This is a genomic window from Arthrobacter sp. YA7-1 (genome assembly GCF_025960325.1).
Taxonomy (GTDB): domain Bacteria; phylum Actinomycetota; class Actinomycetes; order Actinomycetales; family Micrococcaceae; genus Arthrobacter; species Arthrobacter bambusae_A.
On sequence record NZ_CP110114.1, the window covers coordinates 1,307,237 to 1,330,179 of the forward strand.

Here is a 22,943-nt window from a genome sequence, read left to right on the forward strand (position 1 = left end):
GGCTTTTATCCCCGTGGGTTTCGGCGCGTAGCGGACGAGTAGTGGCGTTGTCCGGACGTCAAGGTTGAGTGTAAAGACGGGTAGAGGCTACTCGTGTCCGCCGTCGCCCTGATTCATAGGCTGATGCTGTCAGTTGGTTGAGGGCAACGGGGGAAAGACAGGTCTCACAATGGAAACGGACGCTCTGGTCCGAGCGGCATCAGGACACGGCGGATTAATCCGAGAAGGCGTTTGCCTGGAGTTCGAGCCTGTTTTTGGGGGAACCATCACGGATCCTCCCATGGACCCAGCGCCAATTGATGGAGCTGCCCGACGGCAGTGCGCCCTCGCAGAGAGGGCCCCTGAACGGGGGCCGGTGGTGAATAAGCCTTTGAGACCGAGGCTTCCCCCAGTCGCCACCGGCCCCTTCAGGAAAACCGGCAGCGCGGGTTGGCGATGAGTGCCCGGGGGAAGGGCATGGCATCCGGCCCGGTTCGCACGTCGAGGAAACGGGCGGGCTTATGGGCTGTCTCCTGGGTGTCGGTACTGCTCCTGCTGACGGGCGCCACCTCGCTGATCAACGGAAACAAAGTTCCTGCCGGCGGCTCCGCGAACAGCAGCCCCACATCTTCTGCCGACCCGCTCTCGTCCGTCAGCTTGACGTTCGATGCGGGCCGGGCAAGCCAGATGGATGCGGCCAAGATCCTGAAGGAGCACGGCCTCCGGGGAACCTTCTTCATCGATTCGGGCTTTGTCGGCGCACCCGACTACATGACGGTAGACAATCTCCACACCCTGGCCGCGGACCAGAATGAAATCGGCGGCCATACCGTCACCCTTGCCGATGTGACGTCGGTGGAACCGGACGAAGCGTCGAGGCAGATCTGCAACGATCGGGCGAACCTTACCGACTGGGGCTTCAAGGTCACTTCCTTTGCCTATCCGTTTGCGGCGTCGACGCCGAAGTCGGAGGAATTGGTGGCCGCATGCGGCTACAACAGCGCGCGGGGCCTCGGCGAGATCACCACCCCCGTTGACTGCGTGGGTTGCGCGGCAGCAGAAACCGTCCGCCCCGCCGACCCCTTCCGGACACGGGCAACATCGGAGGTCGGCAGCAACTGGACGCTGGCAGACCTTGAGGCGACCGTGGCGCAGGCCGAAAAGGCCGGAGGCTGGTTGCAGCTCACCTTCTACGACATCGATAACAGCGGCAGTCCCCGCTCCATCAGCCCGGCTTTGTTCGAGCAGTTCGCCACATGGCTGGCGGCCAAGACCCAACAAGGGACCATGGCCGTGCGCACGATACATGACGTGATCGGCGGCGTGGCGAAACCGGTGGTGAACGGTCCCGTGGCCGCGCCGGCAGCACCAGGACAGAACGCCATTCGGAATCCGGGGCTGGAGATCGCTGGAAAGTATGGCTTGCCGCAATGCTGGCAGGTGTCGTCCTACGGCAGGAACGCCGTGGTCCTGAGCACTTTGACCCCGGGACACACCGGCGCGGTGGCCCGACGCCTGGACGTGACCGAATACTCCTCCGGTGACGCCAAACTGCTTCCCGTCCTCGACCTCGGCGCCTGCGCTCCGAGCGTGAGCACTGGCCACAGCTATTCGCTGAGGGCTTGGTACCAGTCCACCGCGAAGACCCAATTTGAAGTGTATTACCGCAACAAGCTGGGCACGTGGACCTATTGGACAGCCAGTCCGTGGTTCGCGGCCAACACCAGTTACGAGCAGGCGGTCTGGGAAACGCCGCCCGTGCCGGCAGGAGCCGAGGCCATCAGCTTTGGAATGAACCTCTTCAGCGATGGCCAGCTTGCTACCGATGACTACGAAATGTACGACACAGTTGGAGCTCCGTCGCCGTGATAGTTCTTTCGATCTTTTTGGTTCTGGGGGTAAGCACGATCTTTTGGTCGCTTGCCGGTCTGATCCGTTTGGCGGGTGAGGAGTCGTGGCGTGCCCGGGGCTTGACTTACCGGATCCTCGGGTGGATAGCCATGCTGCGCGGCCGCAAGGCGCCGATCCCTCGACGTCAACGGGCCCGCCATCGTTCGAAGGGAGTGCGTGTCTCCCCGTCGAATGTCGCGGTCCTCGTGGCCGCCCACAACGAGGCCTTGGTCATCAAGGACACAATCCTCGCCGCCTCCGCGCTGGTTCCCCGACGCAACATCCACGTCGTTTCGGACATGTCCACTGACGACACCGCGGCCATTGCCCGGGCCGCCGGGGTGAAGGTCCTGGACCTTGAACCGAACCGTGGCAAGGCTGGCGCGCTCGCAGCGGGCATCGCCCATTTCGATCTCTGCAAGCGGTTCAAGGTGGTCATGCTCCTGGACGCGGACACCCGCCCGACGCCGGATTACCTCGAAACAGGGCTCCCGCTGTTTGATGATCCCACCGTGGTTGCCGTCGCGGGACGCGCCAAGTCGATCATGAGCCCGGCGCCTCCGACGGCGATCGGCCGCTTCCTGGTGGCCTACCGGGAGCGCTTGTACATCGTGGTCCAATTGCTGCTCAAATACGGGCAGGCAGCCCGCGGAGCCAATGTCGTCTCCATCGTGCCTGGATTCGCCAGCATGTACAGAACCAGTGCGCTCGCGAAAATCGAGGTCCTGGCGCCCGGACTGGTGATCGAAGACTTCAACATGACGTTTGAGATCCATGCAAAAAAACTGGGACGGATTGCATTCCATCCCTCTGCCGCCGTTGCGTACACCCAGGATCCGGACAACCTGAAGGACTACATCAAGCAAGTGCGTCGATGGATCCTCGGCTTCTGGCAGACCGTCCGCCGGCACGGCCTGCAATTCAGCAGATTCTGGTTTGTGCTCGGGCTGTACATTGTTGAGCTCGTGGCCAGCTGCCTCTTCTTCGTGCTTCTGGTGCCGGCTTTCCTGCTGTCGTCCCTCGCGGCCATCGAGGTGTGGATCTTTGGAAATCGATCGGACGTCTTTGTCTTCCTGTCGGGTGTCCTGCGGCCCCAGGACGTCCTGATCGGCGTCTTCCTGCCTGATCTTTTCCTGACGGTCCTTGCCGCAGTTTCGATGCGCAACCCGCGCTTTTTGTTGATGGCTCCCTTGTTTCCGCTGATGCGGATCCTGGACGCAGTGATCTGCCTCCAGGTCTTGCCCAGGGCGTACTCGTCGAGTTCATCGGGAGTCTGGGTCAGCCCGGTCCGGAGAATCCAACGCCAATCCCAGGAGATCGCGACGCCGGGGCCTTCCGTCGTGCGGACCGGCTAAGACGCTGCCGCGCCCAGTGAGCGGACACGCGGACGCCCATGCCACACAGCCTTTGCGGCTGTGCGGCATGGGCGTCTGACATTTCCGGAGTCCGCAGTGTCTTGCCGACCTTAAGGGCCCCGGGAACGCGTGTTGCGCTAGTTGGTGACTCCGGACGTGGTGACAACATTGAGCCACGGACCAGCCGGGACACTGGCGCGGTCAACGAAGCGCCACGAGACGTGGTCATTGTCGCCGTTCAGCTCAGCGAAGCCCAGGCAACCGTTCAGGGCAGGAGACACATCCATGCCCGCACCCTGGCTCGGGTCGCCGGAGAAGGACTTGTTGGCCGGACGGGCGTTGTTCGCGCCGAATACGTAGGCGGAATCGTGGTACAGGGAGCCGCTGGAGGGACCGGCATCTTCAACTTGTCCGTAGCACACGCCGCCATTGGGGCCGGTGATCTGGACCCAAGCGTTCTTCATGTAGCTGTAGCTCGAGTCCGCGCAGTGGTTGACGCCTGTTTTGGCGTTGTCCGCGGCGGCCCAGGGAATCACATTGCAACGCTGGGCGAACGCGACGCTGTCATTGACGTCGTCGTATGGCAGATCCAGGTAGAACGGGTTCTGCAAAGGCTTGGGCTGGTGCAGCGGGAAGTATCCATTGCTGGCCACGCGTTGTTCCGTGGCGCAGGTGAAGTTCGTGCCGGTGCCGGAGCTGACTCCGTCACAACCGCCGTACGTGCTGCCGGGGCAACCGCTCGCGCTGGAAGGAGTGGTTCCCATGTTGACGCCGGTGTGCTGCAAAGCCCACTGGCCGTTGTAGGTGGAGCACACCTGGGAGCCGTCCGAAAGGCTGGCATTGAAGATCTCGCCCACCCAGAAGGTGGTGCTCACGATGTTGGTGTGCAGCGGGTAGGTCCCGGTGACGGGCAGCGGCGCCGCCGTCGGGGCGGGCGCGCTCGCGGCTGTGGTGGCCGGCGCGGGCGTCGCCGGGGCGGGCTTGCTCGACGGCGTCGAGGCCGGAACATTGCTGGGCGTCGGCGTCGGCGCCGGCGTGGCCTTGGGGGTGGAGGTGGCGGAAGGTGCGGGGGTTGCCCGCGTGCTCGTGCTCGAAGAGCGGTCTCCGGCCTGGTAGGCGGATTTGTGCGAGGACTGGACAGCGGAGATGGTGGCGAACCCGCCGAAGGCAAGGAGCGCCACGGCGACAAGTGCTGTGATCAGGTGTTTCATATTTTGGGTGACATATCTGTTGGGGACATAGACATACGAGACCTGGGCATGGATAAGGCGATCTGCAGGCGAAAATGCCGCAGCGTCGTACACGGCCAAATGGTGTGTCACGACAGAGTTGTTACGGGAATCGGCTGCGCTTCAACTCCCCAGAAGTAGCCAGCCGGAACTTACTCTTGCGGCACCAGCTTACACAGTCAGATCACAGGGCGATAACAGCGGATGCACATCCGGGGGAAGACACGGGCTGGAAACGATGCTTCGGCACCCTGCCGGGAGGCTCCTTCGGCACCCTGCCGGGAGGCTCCGCCGGCGCTCGCCGGGAGGCTCCGTGGCAGGCCGCGCGGAGGCTCTGTTTAGCGGCCTCGCAGCCGTCGTCGAGGGCCGCGTGGAGCGGGAATATTTCATGCAAGTAACCCCGGAAAACCAAGTAGTTACCACTCAATCCAGGACTGAAACCCGGAGGTAACGTGTGGAAATGACACCGGTCCGTGCCACAGCCGTCAGGAACGTGTGTCCGGCGGCCCGAAGATGAGACAGGACCATGGACGATACCGAAGGGACCCACACCTCGCCCCCGATCATTCGGGCAGCCGAGCTCCAGGAGATTGTCGTTGGCTTGTCAGGGCCGGAACCGGCCGGGATGATCATCTCGGGACCGGGCGGCTCAGGAATGACCACCCTCTTGGACGCGGCGGCCTCAGTGCTGGGCGGATCCTTCAGCGTGATCGCCCACAACGTCTCGGAGTCTTTCGCGGATATTCCTTTCGGAATCGCCATGGCGCTTGTTCCGGACCTGCCGGCCAGGGCCAAAGTGTGGCCCGGTTCCATCGTGGCGGCCTGCCGGAAGGCCGTGCGTGGCGCTGCGACCCCCGGATCCCCTGCCTTGCTGGTGCTGGACAACCTCGATTTCCTGGATGACATGTCCCTTTGGCTCTTGAGCCAACTGCTTGTCGAACCGGACATCCGCCTGATTGCCACCCACCGCTCGGACCGGCCCCTGAGGATGGAACTCATGGAGTCCGTGGTTTCGCGGCAGCTGGCCGTTGTGACGCTGGACGATCTCACAGAGGAGCAACTTCGCGAATTCCTCGATGATCGCCTCGGCGGCCACGCCGCCCGCAGCCTCGTCCGGGACATCCATGCCCTCACCGGCGGCAACCTGCAGACCGCGAAATTGCTTTTGGACGAAGCCGCAGCTCGCGGCGAGATCGTGGAGCAGGCCGATTCCTTGATGTTGTCCGGACCGATACGCCTGGACGGTTCGCAGGCGCTCGAACTGACCCGCCACCGCCTTGAGGGCTATTCCGTGCCACAGAGGCAGGTAGTGGACCTTCTCGCCGTGGGAGAGCCGATACCGCTGGCGGTCCTTGAGCAACTTGTCCAAAAGCGCGCGATCGACGCGCTGCGTGCCGACGGAACGATCCGTATCCAAAAAGACAGCCAGGAGACCGCGACGCTCAGCCACGCCATCGAGGGGAGACTGGCCCGGCAACAGCTGGGATCCGCGCGGATCCTCGAACTTCACCGGAGCATCTACGCAGCGTCCGCACCCGCCGCCGAGGACTCGATCTGGGCGTTGTTCCGTCGCGTGGATCTCGAACAGGCAAGTGGCATGCCGGTCCCCGATGCCGATCTTCTGGCGGTGGCCATCGCCGCAAACGATATTCACGACAACCGAAGGGCGCGGCGGGCCGCCGAGGCCGTGAAGGCGCCCGAGCTCGCACTGCTTGCAGGTGTGGAACTGGCAAGGGCGCTCTACCAGACCAGGGATTTCCCCGGAGCCGTGACAATCCTCAAGGGCTTGGTGGCAAACACCCCCGGCGTCCTGACTGTGGATTTCGCCCACGCGGTGTGGCTTCTCCTGCATGCGCTCTTGCCGACGTCGCCCGGGGCCAACGTGCTGCAGGCGGTCCTCCAGGATGCCCGACGGCGGCTGGAGGCTGCCGCCGTCGGCCTCCAGAAGGGCGAGCCGGCCCATGCGGACTATGCGGCCGTCCGGGACGAACTGGACGTCCTCCAGCTGTATCTGGACGCCCAGAACGGCAGCTGGCCTTCAGGCAATGGCGAGCTGTTCCAAAGGCTTTGCCACAGCCAGTTGGTCGACCCTGGATTGCGTACGGAGGGCCATCCACCGCCGCCGACCCAGGCCGGCGTGCTGTTGATGGCGCTCGTCTCGCAAGGGATGGCCGTCAGCGGACGGTTCGCGGACGCCGTCGCGCTCTCGACGCTGGCCCTCGAGTCCCTCGGGCGGTTGCCGCGGTGCCCCGTGGACTTCCACTCGACCGTGCTGACCATCCACGGGTCCAATCTGATCTGGCGCGGGCAATGGGGCGGCCCCGAAATGTTCTGCGCCGGCAGTTCCAGCTACAGCAACCGGATGAGCTACTTCGGCGGGTCTGCGCATCTCTACAGGGCACTCGTCCTTGCCCGGCAGGGGAGCCTGGAGCTGGCGTGCGAACAGTTCCGCCAGGCCAAGGCACGCCTGGATGAAGCCGACCCTGACGGACTCCTGCCACCGGCCCTCGGAGGACTTGCCGCGGCTGCGTGGTTGCTGGGCGATGTCAACCAGGTGCGTCGCGCCCTGGCGGCCTACGATTCGCGGGCCAGTGGCGGCAACTATCTTGCTTCGCAGCTCGCCGAAAGCTATTCGTCCGCCGCACGGTCAGTGCTGGTTGGTACGGAACACTCGCACCGGAAGCTGCTCCAACTTGCCGGTTCCGCGGCCAAGAAGGGACACCGGGCGCTTGAAATGTTGAATCTCGGCCTGGCCGCCCGCACCGGCAGCCGGGGATACCGGCAGCTGGGGGCGGGAGTGTCCGAGCTGGTGTGGAGTGTGGAGTCCGGCATGCCGTCCGGACAGGAAGCGGGACAGGAAATGGGAACAGGACAGGTAAGCATGGGAGAAGCCCAGCAAGCGACCGACCATGAGGAGGCTTTCGTTTTTGACGAGCCCCACCAGGCGGGCCCGGAGGCCGGATCCTCGGTTCTTCCCGGCGTCGTGAAGCTTTCCCAGCGTGAACGCGAAGTGACTGCGTTGGTGGCCTCCGGGCTGAGCAGTGCGGAAGTCGCTGCCCGATTGGGGATCGCCGTGAACACGGTCAACGCCCATCTGCAGCGGGTTTACGGCAAGCTCGGAGTTTCGCGCAGGCAGAAGCTTTCCGAACTGTGGGACGAGTTGGCGAAGCCGGAGGAGTAGGGCCGTTGCTCCCGGGATGAAGGCAGCGAAGCCGATTGGTGGGACAATTACAAGGTGACGCCGCCACTCCTGGCGGTCAGCCGCTCGTGACTGCCACGTAGTCCCAACAAAACGTAGTCCTGACAAGGAGCACCGGTTTTGACAATGGTTTCCACCCCCGCGTGGGGAGATGCCCAGGTTTCCGCACTCGATGACGATGAAGTCCGTCGCATCCGCAACGACTTCCCCGTCCTTGAGCAGGAAATCAATGGCAAACCGCTGGTCTACCTCGATTCCGGAGCCACCTCGCAGAACCCCCGGAGCGTGCTTGAGGCCGAGCAGGAATTCTATGAGCAGCGGAACTCCGCCGTCCATCGCGGCGCGCACCACCTTGCAGTGGAGGCGACGGACGCCTTCGAGGATGCGCGTGCCACCGTGGCTCGTTTCGTGGGCGTGCAGGACGATGAGCTGATCTGGACCGCCAACGCCACCGCTGGCCTGAACCTCCTGGCCTATTCGTTGTCGAACGCCAGCGTGGACAGGGCCGCAGGCGGCACCGGGCGTTTCGCCCTGAAGCCGGGTGACGAAGTGCTTGTCACCGAAATGGAACACCACGCCAACCTGATCCCCTGGCAGGAGCTGTGCCGGCGGACCGGGGCGACACTCAAGTACATCCCCATTGACGACGCCGGTGCGCTGCGCCTTGAGGAAGCGGCACGCCTCATCACCGCGCGCACCAGGATCCTGGCCTTCACCCACACTTCGAACGTGCTCGGCAACATCAACCCCGTGGACGTGCTGGTCCGCATGGCACGCGAGGTAGGCGCCTTGGTGGTCCTCGACGCCTGCCAGTCCGCGCCGCACCTGCCCTTGGACTTCAAGGCCCTGGACGTGGACTTCGCCGTCTTCTCCGGCCACAAAATGCTGGGGCCCACGGGGATCGGCGCGGTCTACGGGCGCAGCGAATTGCTCAATGCCATGCCGCCGTTCCTGACCGGCGGTTCCATGATCACCACGGTGACCATGGAAGAAGCCCGGTACCTGCCGGCCCCGCAGCGCTTCGAGGCCGGAACCCAGCCTATTTCGCAGGCCGTGGCCCTCGCCGCCGCCGCAAACTACCTCAGTGAAACGGGAATGCACCGGATTGCCCTTCGCGAGGCGGAGCTCGGCCAAAAGCTTGTCACGGGCCTCAGCGCCATCGACGGCGTGCGGGTGCTCGGACCCGGGCCGGGGGAAGAACGGACCGGACTTGCCGCCTTCGACGTCGCCGGAGTGCATGCCCACGACGTCGGGCAGTACCTCGACAACCTGGGCATCGCTGTCCGGGTGGGCCACCATTGCGCCCAGCCCCTGCACCGCAGGCTTGGCCTGAGCGCTACCACGAGGGCCAGTACCTACCTGTACACCACCTCCGAAGAAGTCGACATGCTCGTTGAGGCCGTTGCCCAGGTCAGGCCCTACTTTGGGGTAACCGCGGCCGGAGCCGCATCATGAGCGGCCTGGACTCCCTGTACCAGCAGCTGATCCTGGAGCACTCCAAGGCCCGCAGCGGGGGAGACCTTGCCAAGCTTCCGGCCGCAGCGGACGCGGGACGCGGGGACGCGGGACAGGCTGGGACGGGACAGAGCCACCAGCTCAATCCCGTGTGCGGGGACGAAATCACCCTCCGGCTCAGCCTCGGCGCCGACGGGGATGGACAAACCGTTACCGAAATCCACTGGGACGGCGACGGTTGTGCCATTTCGATGGCGTCCGCGTCCATACTCAGTGAAATGGCACCGGGCATGTCCCCGGTGTCCCTTCGACACACGATCGATCACTTCAGGGAATTGATGCGTTCGCGCGGCAAGCTGGAAGCTGATGAGGAATTGCTCCAGGATGCTGCTGCCCTGGCCGGGGTGGCCAAATATCCTGCCCGCGTCAAGTGCGCCATGCTCGCATGGGTTGCCGCGGAGGACGCACTGCGCCAGGCCGAGGCGAGCCAAGGGGTATCCCGGCCTCTCTAATGCGCGGAGCCGAAGGTCGAGTAGCGTCCACTCTATGTCGCGCACTTGGCCGGACCTAGCCTCGAAGCATGATTACCTTGGAGAGCAGGCGCGAATGGCGCCGGAGCCAGCATCGGGTCCGCCGGGCGGAGTTCGTGGTCGTGGGAATGTTGCTCGTCCTCGTCGCGACCACCATCCTTGCCGCCGTCGCGGGGCTGGTGCAGTAAAGAACGGAAGCTCGAACGCAGCCATGCTGCGTCGTTCACCGCTGGCAATACGACGTTGGAAATCGGACGAACAAAGAAAAGAAAAGCTCGGACCCGCAAATACCGGTCCGAGCTTTTTTGTACCGTTGGCCTAGTCATCGCATCATTTGGGTACCGCTGCGATGAGCACCGAAATTGACATGATACCGAGAATTGCCCACACAAAGATCAATGACCAGTTCTTCTCGTGGGCTTTCCTGTGGGCCCCATGCCACACTCGTTCCATACTATTCGCGTCCATATCAGCAAGGTATTCCTGCCGATTCCGCCCAAACAGCGTGCCAACCACCCTACTTGAACGGCTCATTACTCCAATCGAAATTTCGGCTACTCGTATCATTCCCATCAGGGCATTTCCTGGGTAACAGCACTCAAAACCCGGGGAATCACCGCGGTTCGGAGATCCCGGGAGAAGAACGATAGGCTGTTTCAGCGCATCCGGAAGTGCATAGGCCTCAAGCCAATGCAGCCGCTGCGTGCCGTGAGGGAAGGACCGAGTGTTGAAGATTCTTGTGCAAGGCGACCTGGGCCAGGTGGCCTACCACGTAGGTGACGAGGCGATGGCAATCGCCGCGGCCGATGAGCTTCGAGCCCGGTTGCACGCCGGAATCGTCCTCCTCACCCGTGACCCGGGACAGACCAGGGAACTTTACGGCACAGACGCGATAGGCACCTTGGTGTTCCCTTGGCCGCCCGCCGAACGCACTAAGCACTTGGAGCTCGTCCGCCGGGCCGCTCGCGGAGACCGGACTGCCTTGCCCCCGGAAGATTCCGTGTGGCAGGTCATCGACGAAGTGAAGTCGGCCGACGGCGTGCTGATCGCGGGCGGCGGCAACATGAATTCCCTCTACGGATGGTTGCTGTACGAACGCGTGGCACTTGGCCTCATCGCAAAGGAACTGGGCAAGCCCTTGGTGGTGAGCGGCCAGACCTTTGGTCCCACGCTGTTGCCCCAGGACCAGCATGTTCTTCACGAACTCCTGGATTACGCGGCATTGGTGGGCGCGCGGGAGCCATCCTCCTATGCGTTGGGCTTCCAGATGGGCTTGGATTCCGGGAAACTGACCAGGGTCCTGGACGACGCGAGCTTCCTGGTCCCGCCCGGAACGCCAGGGATGCCGGCCGGATCGGCAAGGTTGCACGATCCAGCCGGGGAGGAATCCGGGCTTCCGAGCGGCCCCTTCATCGCGGCGACCTTCGGTCCTGAATCCTGGCGGGACGGAACCCGCAGCCTCGCGAAATTGGGAGAAGCGCTGGACCGTGCCGTGGAGCTGACCGGGCTTCCGGTGTATCTCATCCCACATGTGGGTCCTCTGGGCCACGATGGCCAGGGTGGTGACCACGAGTCCCATGAGACGGTTGTGGCGCACTCCCGCAGCGGCCGGATTCACGTATGCCCCGTCCTTCCTGCCCCCGCCGCCGCGGCCTTGACCGTGGCAGCGGATCTGGTGCTGACAAACCGCTACCACCCTGTGGTCTTCGGCCTCGCGGCAGGCGTGCCCGTGGTTGCGCTCGCGAATGACGCCTACTCGGACGTAAGACTGCACGGAGCCATGGGCAATTGGGGTGTGCAGGACTGGGCCTTGCCGCTGAACAGCCTCGACATCGGTGGTTTCGACCACGCCATCGCCGAGGCCTGGGCGAGGCGCGCGGAGATCCGTGAGCACCTCGAATCGTTGCGTCCCGGGATACGTGCCGTCCACGAGAACTGGTGGGACGCCGTCGCAAGCATTTTCTCGGCAACGGATGCCGAGGCAGCTAAGGGGCTGGGGGACGTCGTGACGCTTGGATCGGACTCGGAATGGGCCACGCAGGCCAGGGGGCAACGCGGCCAGTTCCGTGCCTTGAGCGGGGGAATCGCCAGCCTTTGGACGGAGTGGGACGATGTCCGCTCGCAACGGGACCTGCTGTTGCATGAACGGAATGAAGCGATGGAAGAAAAGGAACGAATAGTGCGATCACGATCGTTCAGGACCGCTTCCCTGTTGCGCCGGGGCGCCGGCCTGCTGCGCCGTGTTTCGGGAGGCCGTCGATGAACGCCCAGGCCCGCGTCGCCGTCGTCGTCCGCACGAAGAACCGGCCGGTCCTCCTGCGCCGGGCGCTCGAGGACATCTTTGACCAGTCCTTTGAGGATGTTGCGGTGGTCGTCGTGAACGACGGCGGGGATCCGGTTCCCGTGGATGCGCTCGCCAGGACCTGGGACCACCTTCCCGCCGGCAAGCTGACGATCCTCCACCACGGGGCCAGCAAAGGCATGGAGGCCGCGTCCAACGCGGGAATCCAAGCCAGCGCCTCGGAGTTCATCTCCATTCACGACGACGACGATCGTTGGCACAGGGACTTCTTGAAGAAGACCGTGGGGTTCCTCGACGGGACGCCGCAGGCCCAGGGCGTGGCTGTCCGGACGGATATCGTCTATGAGGAGATCCGCGGGGGAGTCATCGAGCAGACCGGCTCCCAAGGGTTTGAGCGTGAGCTTCGGGCAATCACCCTGTCAGATATGCTTCGAACCAACCGGGTGGTGCCGATTTCCTTCCTGTACCGCCGTTCCATCCTCGAGAGGATCGGGGTCTACAACGAAGCGTTGGACGCCGTGGGAGATTGGGAGTTCAACCTCCGTTTCCTTTCGGATTCCCCCATCGAATTGCTGGACGGCGAGCCTCTCGCATTTTGGTGCCATCGACCATCAGAGCGCGGCGACATGGGAAACAGCGTCATAGCCGGTGCCGATGACCACCAGAAGTTCGACCGCTACGTCCGTGACGTCTACCTTCGCGAAGAGGCAGGCAAGACCGGATACGGAACGTTGCTTTATTTGGCCCAAATGCACGGCCAGCAAGAAGGCTCGATCCATGCGTTGCGCGAATTGGCCGAGCGGATAAATTCAAGCGTGGACGAGCTCGGACGAAGGGTGGCCTCCTTGGAACAAACCGTCCTGAACAGGACGAGTTTCACTGATCTCGCGAGGCGGCCGGGCCGGTTGACCGGCAGGATCGTCCGGTTCCTGCGCGGCAACCGCTAAAAGCCAACCCATCCGCCGTCGTCCGCTTGTTCCTCCCACGTGACCCGGCGGTAGTGCCGATTCCGGGCTTTGAGCACGACGGCGGCAAGCACCGCGGCGGCGACGGAACCGGCGAGGATGGCCACTTTCGCGTGGTCATCGTGCGGAGAGCCAGTGCCGAAGCCCAGCTCGGCGATCAAAAGGGAGACGGTGAACCCGACGCCCGCCAGCATGGCCAGCCCCGCGACGTCGATCCACCCGAGGCCGTCATCGAGCCGCGCGCGGGTGGTCTTGGTGATCAGGAATGTGGTGCCGAAGACTCCTGCCGCTTTGCCCGCCACAAGGGCCAGCACGATGCCGATCGCCACGGGATCGCGCAGGGCAGCTCCGAGGCCCCCGGCGCCGCCCAAGGCCACGCCGGCGGAGAAAAACGCGAAAACAGGCACCGCAAAGCCGGCGGAGAAGGGGCGCAAGCGGTGTTCGAAGCTTTCGGCGAGCCCGGTCGCAGGCTCGCCCTTCTTGCCGGAGGCCACGACCGGCACGGCGAAACCGAGCAGGACACCCGCTACGGTGGCATGGATTCCCGAGGCATGGACGAAGGCCCAGGTGGCTGCGGCCAGGGGGAGCAGCAGGTACCAGCTCCGGACGCGTTTCTGGACCAAAACGGTAAAGAGGGCCAGCGGCACGGCGGCGGCCAGCAGCATGAAGGGCTCCAGGCCGCTCGAGTAGAAGAACGCGATGATGCCGATGGCAATCAAGTCGTCCACCACCGCGAGTGTCAGGAGGAAGGTCCGCAACGCAGCTGGCAAATGCGTGTTGATGACCGCGAGGACGGCCAGGGCGAAGGCGATGTCCGTGGCGGTGGGAATGGCCCAGCCCCGGAGCGTTTCCGGGCCCGAGCCGAGGTTGACGACCACGTAGATGAGTGCGGGAAGGACCACGCCGCCCACTGCTGCCGCCACCGGGACGATGGCTTTTGCGGGCTTCCGCAGTTCCCCGGCCACGAATTCGCGCTTGAGCTCCAGCCCCGCAATGAAGAAGAACACGGCCAGGAGCCCGTCGGAGGCCCAGTGGCCCAGGCTCAATTCGAGATGCCAGGGGGCGTAGCCGATCTTGACGTCGCGCAGCGCGAAGTAGCCGTTCGCGAGGGGTGAGTTTGCCCAGACGAGCGCGGCCACCGTGGCGGCGAGCAGGAGTGCCCCTCCAACGGTTTCAGTGCGCAGAATGGCCAGGATCCGTTGGTATTCCGGGAGACTGGATCGGCTGAAAACCGTGGAAGGGGCAGCGGGGTGCGGACGGTTCGCCATGTGGCTCCTTGGGAAGTGCGGGGGTCGACAAAACTATTGCCGACCAGACTTCCCGGCGCACCTGTGTTCTATTTTAGCGGAACGGTCACCCACCCTGCCGTGCCCCCAACTAGCTCGCATTTGTTGTCGTTATGAGCCCTCATAACGACAACAAATGCGAGCTAGTTGGGGCCGGAAGGGGCGTTACGTGAGCAGCGCCGCGATCCCGATGACCGCCGTCGCGAGTCCGAGCACCATGGAGATGGTGACCAACACGACGTGCACCGTGAGGAACTTCGTGGCTTTCCCGTTGGAGTCGCGGGCACGGGAGTCTGCCATGACACGCCGCAGGAACTGTGGCCACACGATGAGGGACCACGCACCTGCGACGATCAGTACGATCGACAGCCCGGCTCCCAGCTGCATGCTAGTGGCTTTCGAGCCAGGCCTGGGCCTGCTGCGACTGGATGTTCAAGGCCTTGCCCACCATCGGTTCTGCTGCGTCGGCGATCTTGCCGCCGAGGAACGGGACCGACGACGTGACGGCACCTTCGAGCTCGACGCGGGTGTTGCCGCCGTCGGCCACGAGGCGCTGGACTGCGGTGACATCAAGCGGGGCGCCGGAGATCTTCAGGGAGATGTTGCTGCTCCGGGAGCCGTCGGCGGTCGGGGCGTCCCACTTCTCGGTCTGGGTGACGGTGAGCTTCTCGCCCACGAACTTGCGGGCGATCTCCGGAAGGCGCGTGGTGGGCAGCGTGCGGACCGTGGTGGTGGTGAAGGCGCCGGCGACGTCGCCGTCGATCTGGAATGACTCCAACGTGCCGCCGACGTACTCGCTCGTGTGGCGCAGGAAGTCTTCGTCAATGAAAGTAGCGGCTACGCGGTCGACGCCGTAGGGCAGGGTGGTGGATGCGTTCAGGGCCATGGGGTCCTCCGTGAATATCTCGGTTGAAAGCTCTTGCGGCTCCCAAACATCCTACGGTGTGGTCGGGGTAGGCTAGGAACGCCCCGGGATTCGAGAGAATTTCGGGTTTTCGTGCTGCCTTCCCCCATCCCAGGAGAGCCAAATGAGCCCCAAAGGCCAACCGTCAGCGGTCAACTCCGGAATCAGCCCTGCCGCTGCTGTCGCATCGCTTGATGGATTGCGGCGTGCCCTGGGTGAGGACCGGACGTTCTCGCGGGTCAGGCCCGAGGCTTCGCGCGCGTTTAGTGAACGCAGTAGCGATTACCAGATCAGCGCCCCGGCGGGCTTGAGGGCTGCGCTGCTGGCGGAGATGGCCGACGGCCTCGCCTCCCGGAATCTCGACGACAGCGCGGTGGTGTTGGCCGTGACGGCCACGGGCCGGGAAGCCGAGGACCTCACCGCGGCTTTGGCCGCCTACCTTCCCGCGGACTCGGTAGCGGCCTTCCCCAGCTGGGAAACCCTGCCGCACGAAAGGCTCTCCCCGCGCTCGGACACCGTGGGACGCAGGCTTTCGGTCCTTCGGCGCCTGGCCCACCCGGAGAGCTCGACGGCGGGCCCCCTGCGGGTGGTCGTGGCACCGGTTCGCGCCGTGGTCCAGCCGGTCGTGGCAGGCTTGGGCGAGCTGGTCCCCGTGACGTTGAGCGTGGGGCAGGAAATGCCTTTCAGCGACGTGGTACGCCGCCTTGCCGACGCTGCCTATTCGCGCGTCGACATGGTTACCCACCGCGGTGAATTCGCCGTCAGGGGCGGTATTTTGGACGTCTTCCCACCCACCGAAGACCACCCGATCAGGGTGGAATTCTTCGGCGACGAGGTGGACCAGATGCGTTGGTTTGCGGTGGCAGACCAGCGTTCGCTCTCCGGCCCGGGCGTGCACCACCCCACCGAATTGCACGCCCCGCCGTGCCGGGAAATCCTCATCACGCCGTCGGTCATGTCCCGGGCGGCCAAGCTCAAGGCAGACTTGCCGGCCGCCGCGGACATGTTGGAAAAGATCGCCGGCGGCATCGCCGTCGAGGGCATGGAGTCCCTGGCCCCGGTCCTGGTGGACGCGATGGTGCCTTTCGTGGACCAGTTGCCGGCCGGTTCGATCGGTGTGGTCATCGAGCCGGAGAAGGTCCGCACCCGCGCGCACGACCTCGCGGCCACCAACGAGGAGTTCCTCGAGGCGGCTTGGTCCACGGCGTCCGACGGCGGGACGGCGCCCCTCGATCTCGACTCGGTGTTGGGCTCCCAGGCCGCTTCCGCCTTGCATGCGGCCAGTTTCCGATCCTTAACGGACACCCGGAGCGCAGCCCTGGCCCACGGCGTGTCCTGGTGGTCCATCACATCATTGGCGACGGACGAGGAACTGGTCCTCGACATCGACGTCCTGAACCTGCACGCCCGGGAACCTCGCGGCTACCAGGGTGACGTCGCGGAAATGCTCGAATTCATCGGTTCCCACGTGCGCGAGCAATGGCGCATCGTGGTGGCGACCGATGGCCCTGGGCCTGCCCAGCGTCTCGCCGAGTTGTTCCATGATGCGGATATCCCGTGCTCCCGCGTCGAATCCCTGGCCCACGAACCGCAGGCCGGGATCATCGAGGTAACCACTGCCGCCGTCGGACGCGGTTTTGTCCTGGACGGCCTCAAACTAGGGCTGCTGACGGAAGCGGACCTCCTGGGCCGCACCTCGGCCGGGTCCACGAAGGACATGCGGCGCATGCCCTCCAAGCGCCGCAACGCCGTCGCCCCCCTCCAGTTGCACGCCGGTGACTTCGTGGTCCACGAACAGCACGGGATCGGCAAGTTCGTGGAGCTGATCCAGCGCAAGGTGGCCGGTTCCTCCCCGAACGATGAAGGTCTCCGCGAGTACCTCGTGCTCGAGTACGCAGCGTCCAAGCGGGGTGCCCCGGGCGACCGGCTTTTCGTGCCGACGGACCAGCTGGACCAGGTGACCCGCTACGTCGGGGGCGACACGCCGTCGTTGAGCAAGATGGGCGGAGCGGACTGGGCAAGCACCAAGTCCAAGGCCCGCAAGGCCGTCAAGGAAATCGCCGGTGAGCTCATCAGGCTGTACTCGGCCCGCATGGCCTCGCGCGGGCATGCCTTCGCGCCGGACACGCCGTGGCAGCGGGAGCTCGAGGAAGCCTTCCCGTATGTGGAGACGCCGGACCAGCTCACCACGATCAACGAGGTCAAAGCCGACATGGAACGCGAGATCCCCATGGACCGCCTGGTCTCGGGCGACGTCGGCTACGGGAAGACCGAGATCGCCGTCCGCGCTGCGTTCAAGGCGGTACAGGACGGCAAACAGGTCGCGGTGCTGGTTCCCACCACCCTGCTCGCCCAGCAGCACTACGAGACATTCACGGAGCGCTTTTCCGGATTCCCCCTGCGGGTCAAGCCGCTGTCAAGGTTCCAAGGTGCCAAGGAGGCCAAGGAGACCATAGAAGGAGTCAGGAACGGCTCCGTTGACGTGGTCATCGGCACGCACCGCCTGTTGTCCAAGGACTTCGAGTTCAAGGATCTCGGCCTGGTGATCGTGGACGAGGAGCAGCGCTTCGGTGTGGAACACAAGGAAGCGCTCAAGAAGATGCGCACCAACGTGGACGTCCTTGCCATGAGTGCCACCCCCATCCCGCGTACCTTGGAAATGTCCCTCACAGGCATCCGCGAAACGTCCACACTGGCCACACCGCCGGAGGAACGGCACCCCGTGCTGACCTACGTCGGGCCGTTCACCAACAAGCAGACCTCCGCGGCGATCCGGCGCGAACTCATGCGCGAAGGCCAGGTCTTCTTCGTCCACAACCGGGTGTCCTCGATTGAGCGCATCGCCGCCCAGATCCGGGAACTCGTTCCCGAAGCCCGCGTCGAAGTGGCGCATGGGCAGATGTCCGAGAGCCGCCTGGAAAAGATCATCGTGGACTTCTGGGAGAAGCGCTTTGACGTCCTGGTCTGCACCACCATCATCGAAACCGGCCTGGACATTTCCAACGCCAACACCCTGATTGTGGACGGCGCGGACAAGTACGGCCTGTCGCAGCTCCACCAGTTGCGCGGCCGCGTGGGCCGTGGCCGCGAACGCGCCTACGCGTACTTCCTGTACCCGAGCGAGAAGCCCCTGGGCGAGGTGGCGCTCGAGCGGCTCAAAGCCGTCGCCACGCATAACGAGCTCGGCGCCGGCATGCAGTTGGCCATGAAGGACCTCGAAATCCGCGGCGCCGGCAACCTGCTGGGCGGGGAGCAATCCGGGCACATCCAAGGAGTCGGCTTCGACCTGTACATCCGGCTGGTGGGTGAAGCCGTGGCCGAATACCGCGGCGAGGCGGAAGAGAAGGCTGCCGACATGAAGATCGAGCTGCCCGTCAACGCCCACCTGCCGCACGACTACGTGCCGGGCGAACGCCTTCGCCTCGAGGCCTACAGGAAACTGGCCGCAGCCATCACCAACGACGCCATCGACGAGGTCCTGGCTGAACTCGTGGACCGTTACGGTGAGCCGCCGCTGCCCGCGAAGAACCTGATCGCCGTCGCCCGGTTCAGGGTGGGTGCCCGCGAAGCCGGACTGTCCGACGTCGCGCTCCAAGGCAACTTCATCCGTTTCTCGCCGGCCCAGCTGCCTGAATCAAAGGTCATGCGGCTCAACCGCATGTACCCGGGCTCGCAGATCAAGCCTGCCCTCGACGCCGTGCTGCTCCCCAAGCCGAAGACGGCGAGGATCGGCGGCCGGGACCTGCAGGACGCCGAGATCCTCGAGTGGGCCAACACCGTGATCGAAGCCATCTTTTTCTCGGCTTCGCCGACACCCAGCGCTTCGCAGACCGCAGGCTAGCCGATGATGGGAGGACACCACGCCGCGTCCGGGGCCGCGGCGTGGATAGCTATCGCTTCAACCGGCCCGTACGCGCTGGGCTGGTACCCGCTGGACGCCACCGGAATCCTCATAGGAGCAATGACGACGGCGGGGACTGCCTTGGTGTGCGACTGGGACCACCGCGCAAGCACCATCGCCCACTCACTGCCGCCGCTGTCCAACGTGATTGCCGTCGGGATCGAGAAGGCCAGCGGAGGGCACCGGCAGGGAACCCATTCGCTTCTGGGTGCCTCGGCATTCGTGGTGCTCGCCGCCATGGCTGCCCAGCTCCAGCTGGATACTCCCGTGGGCCGTTTGTCCATCGGGGCCGGGCTCTTGTGCATGTTCATGGTCAATTTGGCCGCCAAAGCACTCAAGCTGTTCCCGAAATCCGGGTGGATCACCAACTGGGTCTTTGCCCTTGCCATGGCCGGCCTGGTCACGTGGTTCGCCCCGCATCAGTGGAGCTGGCTGCCCTTGGCCATGCTCACCGGCGTCGTGGTCCACATCGTGGGCGACATGATCACCACCGGGGGAGTGCCGCTGCTGTGGCCCATCGTCATCAAGCCGCCGAAGTTCTGGCGCAAACTGCCTTTGGTCAGCGGGATCTGGCGGTCCAACGGCGCCTTCTCCATCCCCCTGCTTGGCAAGGCCGGTTCCCGGCGGGAATGGCTTGTCCTGATACCCGTGGGCGGCTATGCCATGGTTGGATTCGGGCTTGCGGCGTGGGCATTGCTGCGAAACAAGTGGCCGGCACTCCTGGCGCTCATGTTGGGCCTGGGTGGATGACGGTGGAATTCAGAACTTGGACTTGCCGCCGGAGGTGATGGTTCCAACATGGTTGCCCGCCTTGTCCGCTGCACCCGTGACCGGGCTGTACACGGGAGTAGCCGGTGAGAGGCCGGTTCCCGCAGTGCCCCCCGTACCCGGCATGCCGAGGGTGATGACCAGTGTCCCAGTGGACTGGGTCCAGGTCATCGTGGACGAGGTGAAGTCCAAGGACGACGTGGTACTGGTGTTGTAGGCGGCGCCAAGGGCGACGCTGCCAAACGACGGTACCGCGCAGCTCGTGCTGCTGAACGTCAAAACCTCGGCAGTGCTGATGCTGGCCATGCCGCTGGCCGTCTGGCTGGCGGAGGTGGAGTCCCAGCCACTGCAAAGGGTGTGTGGGTCCATGTCCGTGGAAAAGGCGATGGTGAGCGTGTCGCCAGTGCTTGCGCGTCCGGCGTTGCCGCCGCCCCCGCCGTTGGCCATGGTCACGGAACTGACCGTCGGGGCTGTGGTGTCGATGTTGACCGTCTGGGTCTGGGGTGTGCTGGAGTTCCCTTCGACATCGGTGGCGAAATAGGACACCGTATGGGTGCCGTTGCCACTGACACTTACTGCGGCTGTGGCCGCGTTTACCGTTACCGCGCTGCCGCCGTCGACCGCGTACTTGATGTTCGCAATACCGGATCCGCCCGTGTTGTCCACGGCGGCGAGGTTCACGGTCACCGGGCTGGTGTTGTCATAGCCCAAACCGTTCGGCGTCGGGGATATTGACGTCACGCTGATAGTGGGCGGCGTCGAATCGGTATTTACGGCAGCACTGCGGGCGCTTTCCGCGCCCGCCCACAAGGAGATGACGGGCGTCACGGTGTAGAACCAGGAGCCGCCCGGCACGCTTTGTTCAATGCAGCTGAGGGTGGTCACCGTGCCCGCGCAGCCCCCTCCTGCGGCTACCGCGGTACCACCGCTCGCAGAGGTGTAGCGCGCGACGGTGTAACCCGTCACTGCATGTCCGGCCGGTGTGGAGACCGCAGCCCAGCTGATGGTGATATTCGTGCCGCTCAGGGACGCAGCGGGAGTGCCGCCTTGCGGCATGCTGTCGGCTTTTGCCGCCCCGAAGTTGCTGCTGCTCAGCGACTGCCAATAGGCGTTGGCCGCCGGGCCGCCCCAGGAGATGAACAGTACCGCAAGGAGCGTCCACGTCACGCGACGGCGGACCACTCGATTGCGTCCGCTGCCTGCAGAGTGCCTGGGCTTGTTCATTTGCGGACCGCCATCGTTACTGGAAGGTGGAATACGGCGCCTTGGCAGCTGGATTGTGAGGCCGTCGACATCGACGCGGTTGCCGGCAGGGTGATCAGAATGGAGGAGTTTGCCGGTATGGACAACGTTGGCGCCAAAGGAGCGGCCGGGGCGTTGAACGTCACGCCCGTGGTGGTGCACAGCGGGTGGGATGCATCCGCCGTCGCGGTGCCGTTGGCGGTGAAACTGTACACCTGCACCGCGAAGGCGTTTGGATTGCTTGCCCGGACGATCACGTCTGCGCTACCGCCGGGGACAAGTGTTGTTGATGGAGTGTCTCCGCCCACGAGGGCGTCTACCGTGACGGTCTGCATGGTGCCTGTGGCTGCCGCGCCGCTGCCTGCTCCGATCGTGGACCAGTACGCGTAGGCCGAACCGACGCCCAACACCAGGGTCAGCAGGAGGGCCGTCACGGCTGCTTTGGCTGCGGTCAAGGATCCCGCCTTCATCCGCCTGTTCGCTCTCATGTCATTCGCCCGCATTTCAATTGCCCTGTCCCGTTCCGGAGTAGGAAAGCTGGAGGGTTGCGCCTTTGCAACCGTCCTGGTTGAGCGAGCTATTCAGCATCTTTATCTGCGGCCATTGATTTGCAGGAATTCCATTTCCCAAGAGCGAAGAATTGCCCGGCGGGGTGGAGAGCGGATAACTGCCGCTGAATTGGGCGATGAGGTAGTCCGAGGGATTGCATGGCAGGTTGTTTGCCACTGCCTGGGCAGTCCTTGTGACTCCCGCGATGGAAACAGTGAGGCCAGTGACGCTGAGGATGGAATTGCCCGGATTCGTCAATTGCAGATTGATCGGTACGACGCTGCCCGGGGCCAGAAGACCGGTGGGACCGCCTGAGATGGTGAACGGTGCGTGCTGCCCGGCGCTCACCGTCAACGAAACGACGACGACGGCGGCCTGTAACGTTCCGCTGGTGCCCTTGAGGCTCAGGGAGTAGTTGCCAAGGGGTGTGGCGGAACTCGTGGACACGTCAAGGTTCGAGGTTGCCGATCCTGGCCCGGCGGCGACGACTGCGGGCGAAAACGATGCTGTGGCGCCCGCTGGCAGTCCCGAGATTGTCAGTGAGACGTTCCCAACAAACCCGCCCGAGGGCTGGACCACCACGTTGTAGCTTGCCGAGGTACCCTGGGTGACAGATCTGCTGCTTGGGGCAAGCTGCAGGGTGATGCCCATTTGGACGCCCTGGTTGCCATTGCTGCCGGCGGCGAGCACGACGCCCGATGTGAGGGTCACCAAGAGAAGGCCGGCCAGAAGCACTTTCGCTCCCGCGCGAACGGTGCGGATCGGCGATCGGAATAACTCCGGAATGCGTGGCACCGTTTGCTCCTCTGGGTTTTTTTGCGTGGCTTCTGTGGAGGCAGCACAAGCTGGTGGGCCCACCAGTTCTTGCCTAGTGGCTGGCGTAGGCGAGGTTAACAGTCGCGCCCTTGCAGCCATCCTGGTTGGTGTCGGTCTTATCGTTGAACGCGATCGTCGCACCGCCCCAACTGCTGACGCCCGTACCGCTGGCCACTTCGTGGCCGACGGTCATCAGCGCGCCGCTGAGCGTGAAGTCGCTCGCATCGCATGTTCCGCCTGCACCAGCGGCCTGGGTCACGCTTGCGATGCTCGCCGTCACGTCAGCAACGTAAACCGGGCTCGTGTTGGGGTTATTGAAATTGCCGCTCAGAGGCTGAGCTGCCCCGCCCGGCTGCAGACCGCTGACGACGCTGGTCTGCACGGCCGTGATGGTGGTGTTCGTCCCTGTTGCTCCGGAACCGGAACCGCTGCCCGTGGTGGTCCAGTAGGCGTAGGCCGCTCCGCCGCTTGCCGCCACGAGGGCGATTGTTGCCGCTGCCGCGTAGACTTTTCCTTTTTTGCTCAATTTGCGCATGAGTGAGACTCCTTTGTGAATTGGTGTTCCCCAGAACA

At 64.4% G+C, this 22,943-nt stretch carries 18 protein-coding genes; 10 read left to right on the forward strand and 8 right to left on the reverse strand.

Annotated elements, in window-relative coordinates:
• Nucleotides 1–456 precede the first annotated feature (456 nt).
• On the forward strand, nt 457–1,848 hold the full coding sequence (locus tag OIT41_RS06105; protein ID WP_241707971.1) for a polysaccharide deacetylase family protein: 1,392 nt from the start codon (nt 457–459) through the stop codon (nt 1,846–1,848).
• Complete coding sequence (locus OIT41_RS06110) at nt 1,845–3,224, forward strand: glycosyltransferase family 2 protein (RefSeq protein ID WP_372489635.1); 1,380 nt, start codon at nt 1,845–1,847, stop codon at nt 3,222–3,224. The genes OIT41_RS06105 and OIT41_RS06110 overlap by 4 nt, the downstream gene beginning before the upstream one ends.
• 137 nt (nt 3,225–3,361) lie before the next feature.
• Here the strand turns inward: OIT41_RS06110 and OIT41_RS06115 are convergent, their stop codons facing one another.
• The gene (locus OIT41_RS06115; RefSeq protein WP_241707969.1) at nt 3,362–4,546 is read right to left on the reverse strand and encodes a hypothetical protein; all 1,185 of its coding nucleotides are present in this window, start codon (nt 4,544–4,546) and stop codon (nt 3,362–3,364) included.
• Nucleotides 4,547–4,979: 433 nt separating this feature from the next.
• On the opposite strand from OIT41_RS06115, the gene OIT41_RS06120 reads away from it, so the two are divergent.
• The 6 genes from OIT41_RS06120 to OIT41_RS06145 all read left to right on the forward strand — a co-directional run bounded on the left by OIT41_RS06120 (nt 4,980) and on the right by OIT41_RS06145 (nt 12,886).
• Complete coding sequence (locus OIT41_RS06120) at nt 4,980–7,634, forward strand: LuxR C-terminal-related transcriptional regulator (protein WP_241707968.1); 2,655 nt, start codon at nt 4,980–4,982, stop codon at nt 7,632–7,634.
• A 138-nt stretch (nt 7,635–7,772) separates the two neighbouring features.
• A complete protein-coding gene (locus OIT41_RS06125; protein ID WP_241707967.1) occupies nt 7,773–9,107 on the forward strand; it encodes a SufS family cysteine desulfurase in 1,335 nt (444 codons plus the stop codon).
• A complete protein-coding gene (sufU, locus tag OIT41_RS06130; RefSeq protein ID WP_241707966.1) occupies nt 9,104–9,619 on the forward strand; it encodes a Fe-S cluster assembly sulfur transfer protein SufU in 516 nt (171 codons plus the stop codon). Before OIT41_RS06125 ends, sufU begins: the two co-directional genes overlap by 4 nt.
• A gap of 68 nt (nt 9,620–9,687) precedes the next feature.
• Entirely contained in the window at nt 9,688–9,825 is a 138-nt protein-coding gene (locus OIT41_RS06135; protein WP_241707965.1) for a hypothetical protein, read from the forward strand.
• 536 nt (nt 9,826–10,361) lie between these two features.
• Entirely contained in the window at nt 10,362–11,900 is a 1,539-nt protein-coding gene (locus OIT41_RS06140; RefSeq protein WP_241707964.1) for a polysaccharide pyruvyl transferase family protein, read from the forward strand.
• Nucleotides 11,897–12,886 (forward strand): glycosyltransferase family 2 protein, encoded by a 990-nt coding sequence (locus OIT41_RS06145; RefSeq protein WP_241707963.1) that lies wholly within the window; start codon nt 11,897–11,899, stop codon nt 12,884–12,886. The genes OIT41_RS06140 and OIT41_RS06145 overlap by 4 nt, the downstream gene beginning before the upstream one ends.
• Here the strand turns inward: OIT41_RS06145 and nhaA are convergent.
• From nhaA to OIT41_RS06160, 3 genes are all read right to left on the reverse strand, one after another.
• On the reverse strand, nt 12,883–14,172 hold the full coding sequence (nhaA, locus tag OIT41_RS06150; RefSeq protein ID WP_241707962.1) for a Na+/H+ antiporter NhaA: 1,290 nt from the start codon (nt 14,170–14,172) through the stop codon (nt 12,883–12,885). The genes OIT41_RS06145 and nhaA overlap by 4 nt on opposite strands.
• A 183-nt stretch (nt 14,173–14,355) precedes the next feature.
• Nucleotides 14,356–14,577 carry an SCO4848 family membrane protein gene (locus OIT41_RS06155; RefSeq protein ID WP_241707961.1) on the reverse strand — a complete coding sequence of 74 codons (222 nt, stop codon included), beginning with the start codon at nt 14,575–14,577 and terminating at the stop codon, nt 14,356–14,358.
• Between the two features lies 1 nt (nt 14,578).
• Nucleotides 14,579–15,076 carry a DUF2505 domain-containing protein gene (locus OIT41_RS06160; protein ID WP_241707960.1) on the reverse strand — a complete coding sequence of 166 codons (498 nt, stop codon included), beginning with the start codon at nt 15,074–15,076 and terminating at the stop codon, nt 14,579–14,581.
• 142 nt (nt 15,077–15,218) lie between these two features.
• On the opposite strand from OIT41_RS06160, the gene mfd reads away from it, so the two are divergent.
• A complete protein-coding gene (gene mfd / locus OIT41_RS06165) occupies nt 15,219–18,935 on the forward strand; it encodes a transcription-repair coupling factor (RefSeq protein WP_264637582.1) in 3,717 nt (1,238 codons plus the stop codon).
• Between the two features lie 3 nt (nt 18,936–18,938).
• The gene (locus tag OIT41_RS06170; protein ID WP_241707958.1) at nt 18,939–19,745 is read left to right on the forward strand and encodes a metal-dependent hydrolase; all 807 of its coding nucleotides are present in this window, start codon (nt 18,939–18,941) and stop codon (nt 19,743–19,745) included.
• 9 nt (nt 19,746–19,754) lie between these two features.
• Here OIT41_RS06170 and OIT41_RS06175 read toward each other — a convergent pair whose 3' ends face one another.
• The 4 genes from OIT41_RS06175 to OIT41_RS06190 form a co-directional block, all read right to left on the reverse strand.
• A complete protein-coding gene (locus OIT41_RS06175; protein WP_241707957.1) occupies nt 19,755–20,987 on the reverse strand; it encodes an OmpL47-type beta-barrel domain-containing protein in 1,233 nt (410 codons plus the stop codon).
• Nucleotides 20,984–21,460, reverse strand: a complete 477-nt coding sequence (locus OIT41_RS06180) for a hypothetical protein (protein WP_308196775.1) — start codon at nt 21,458–21,460, stop codon at nt 20,984–20,986. Before OIT41_RS06180 ends, OIT41_RS06175 begins: the two co-directional genes overlap by 4 nt.
• Before the next feature lie 49 nt (nt 21,461–21,509).
• Nucleotides 21,510–22,349: a hypothetical protein gene (locus OIT41_RS06185; protein WP_241707956.1), complete on the reverse strand. Its 840-nt coding sequence runs from the start codon at nt 22,347–22,349 to the stop codon at nt 21,510–21,512.
• A gap of 73 nt (nt 22,350–22,422) precedes the next feature.
• A complete protein-coding gene (locus tag OIT41_RS06190; RefSeq protein ID WP_078105874.1) occupies nt 22,423–22,905 on the reverse strand; it encodes a hypothetical protein in 483 nt (160 codons plus the stop codon).
• Nucleotides 22,906–22,943: the final 38 nt, after the last annotated feature.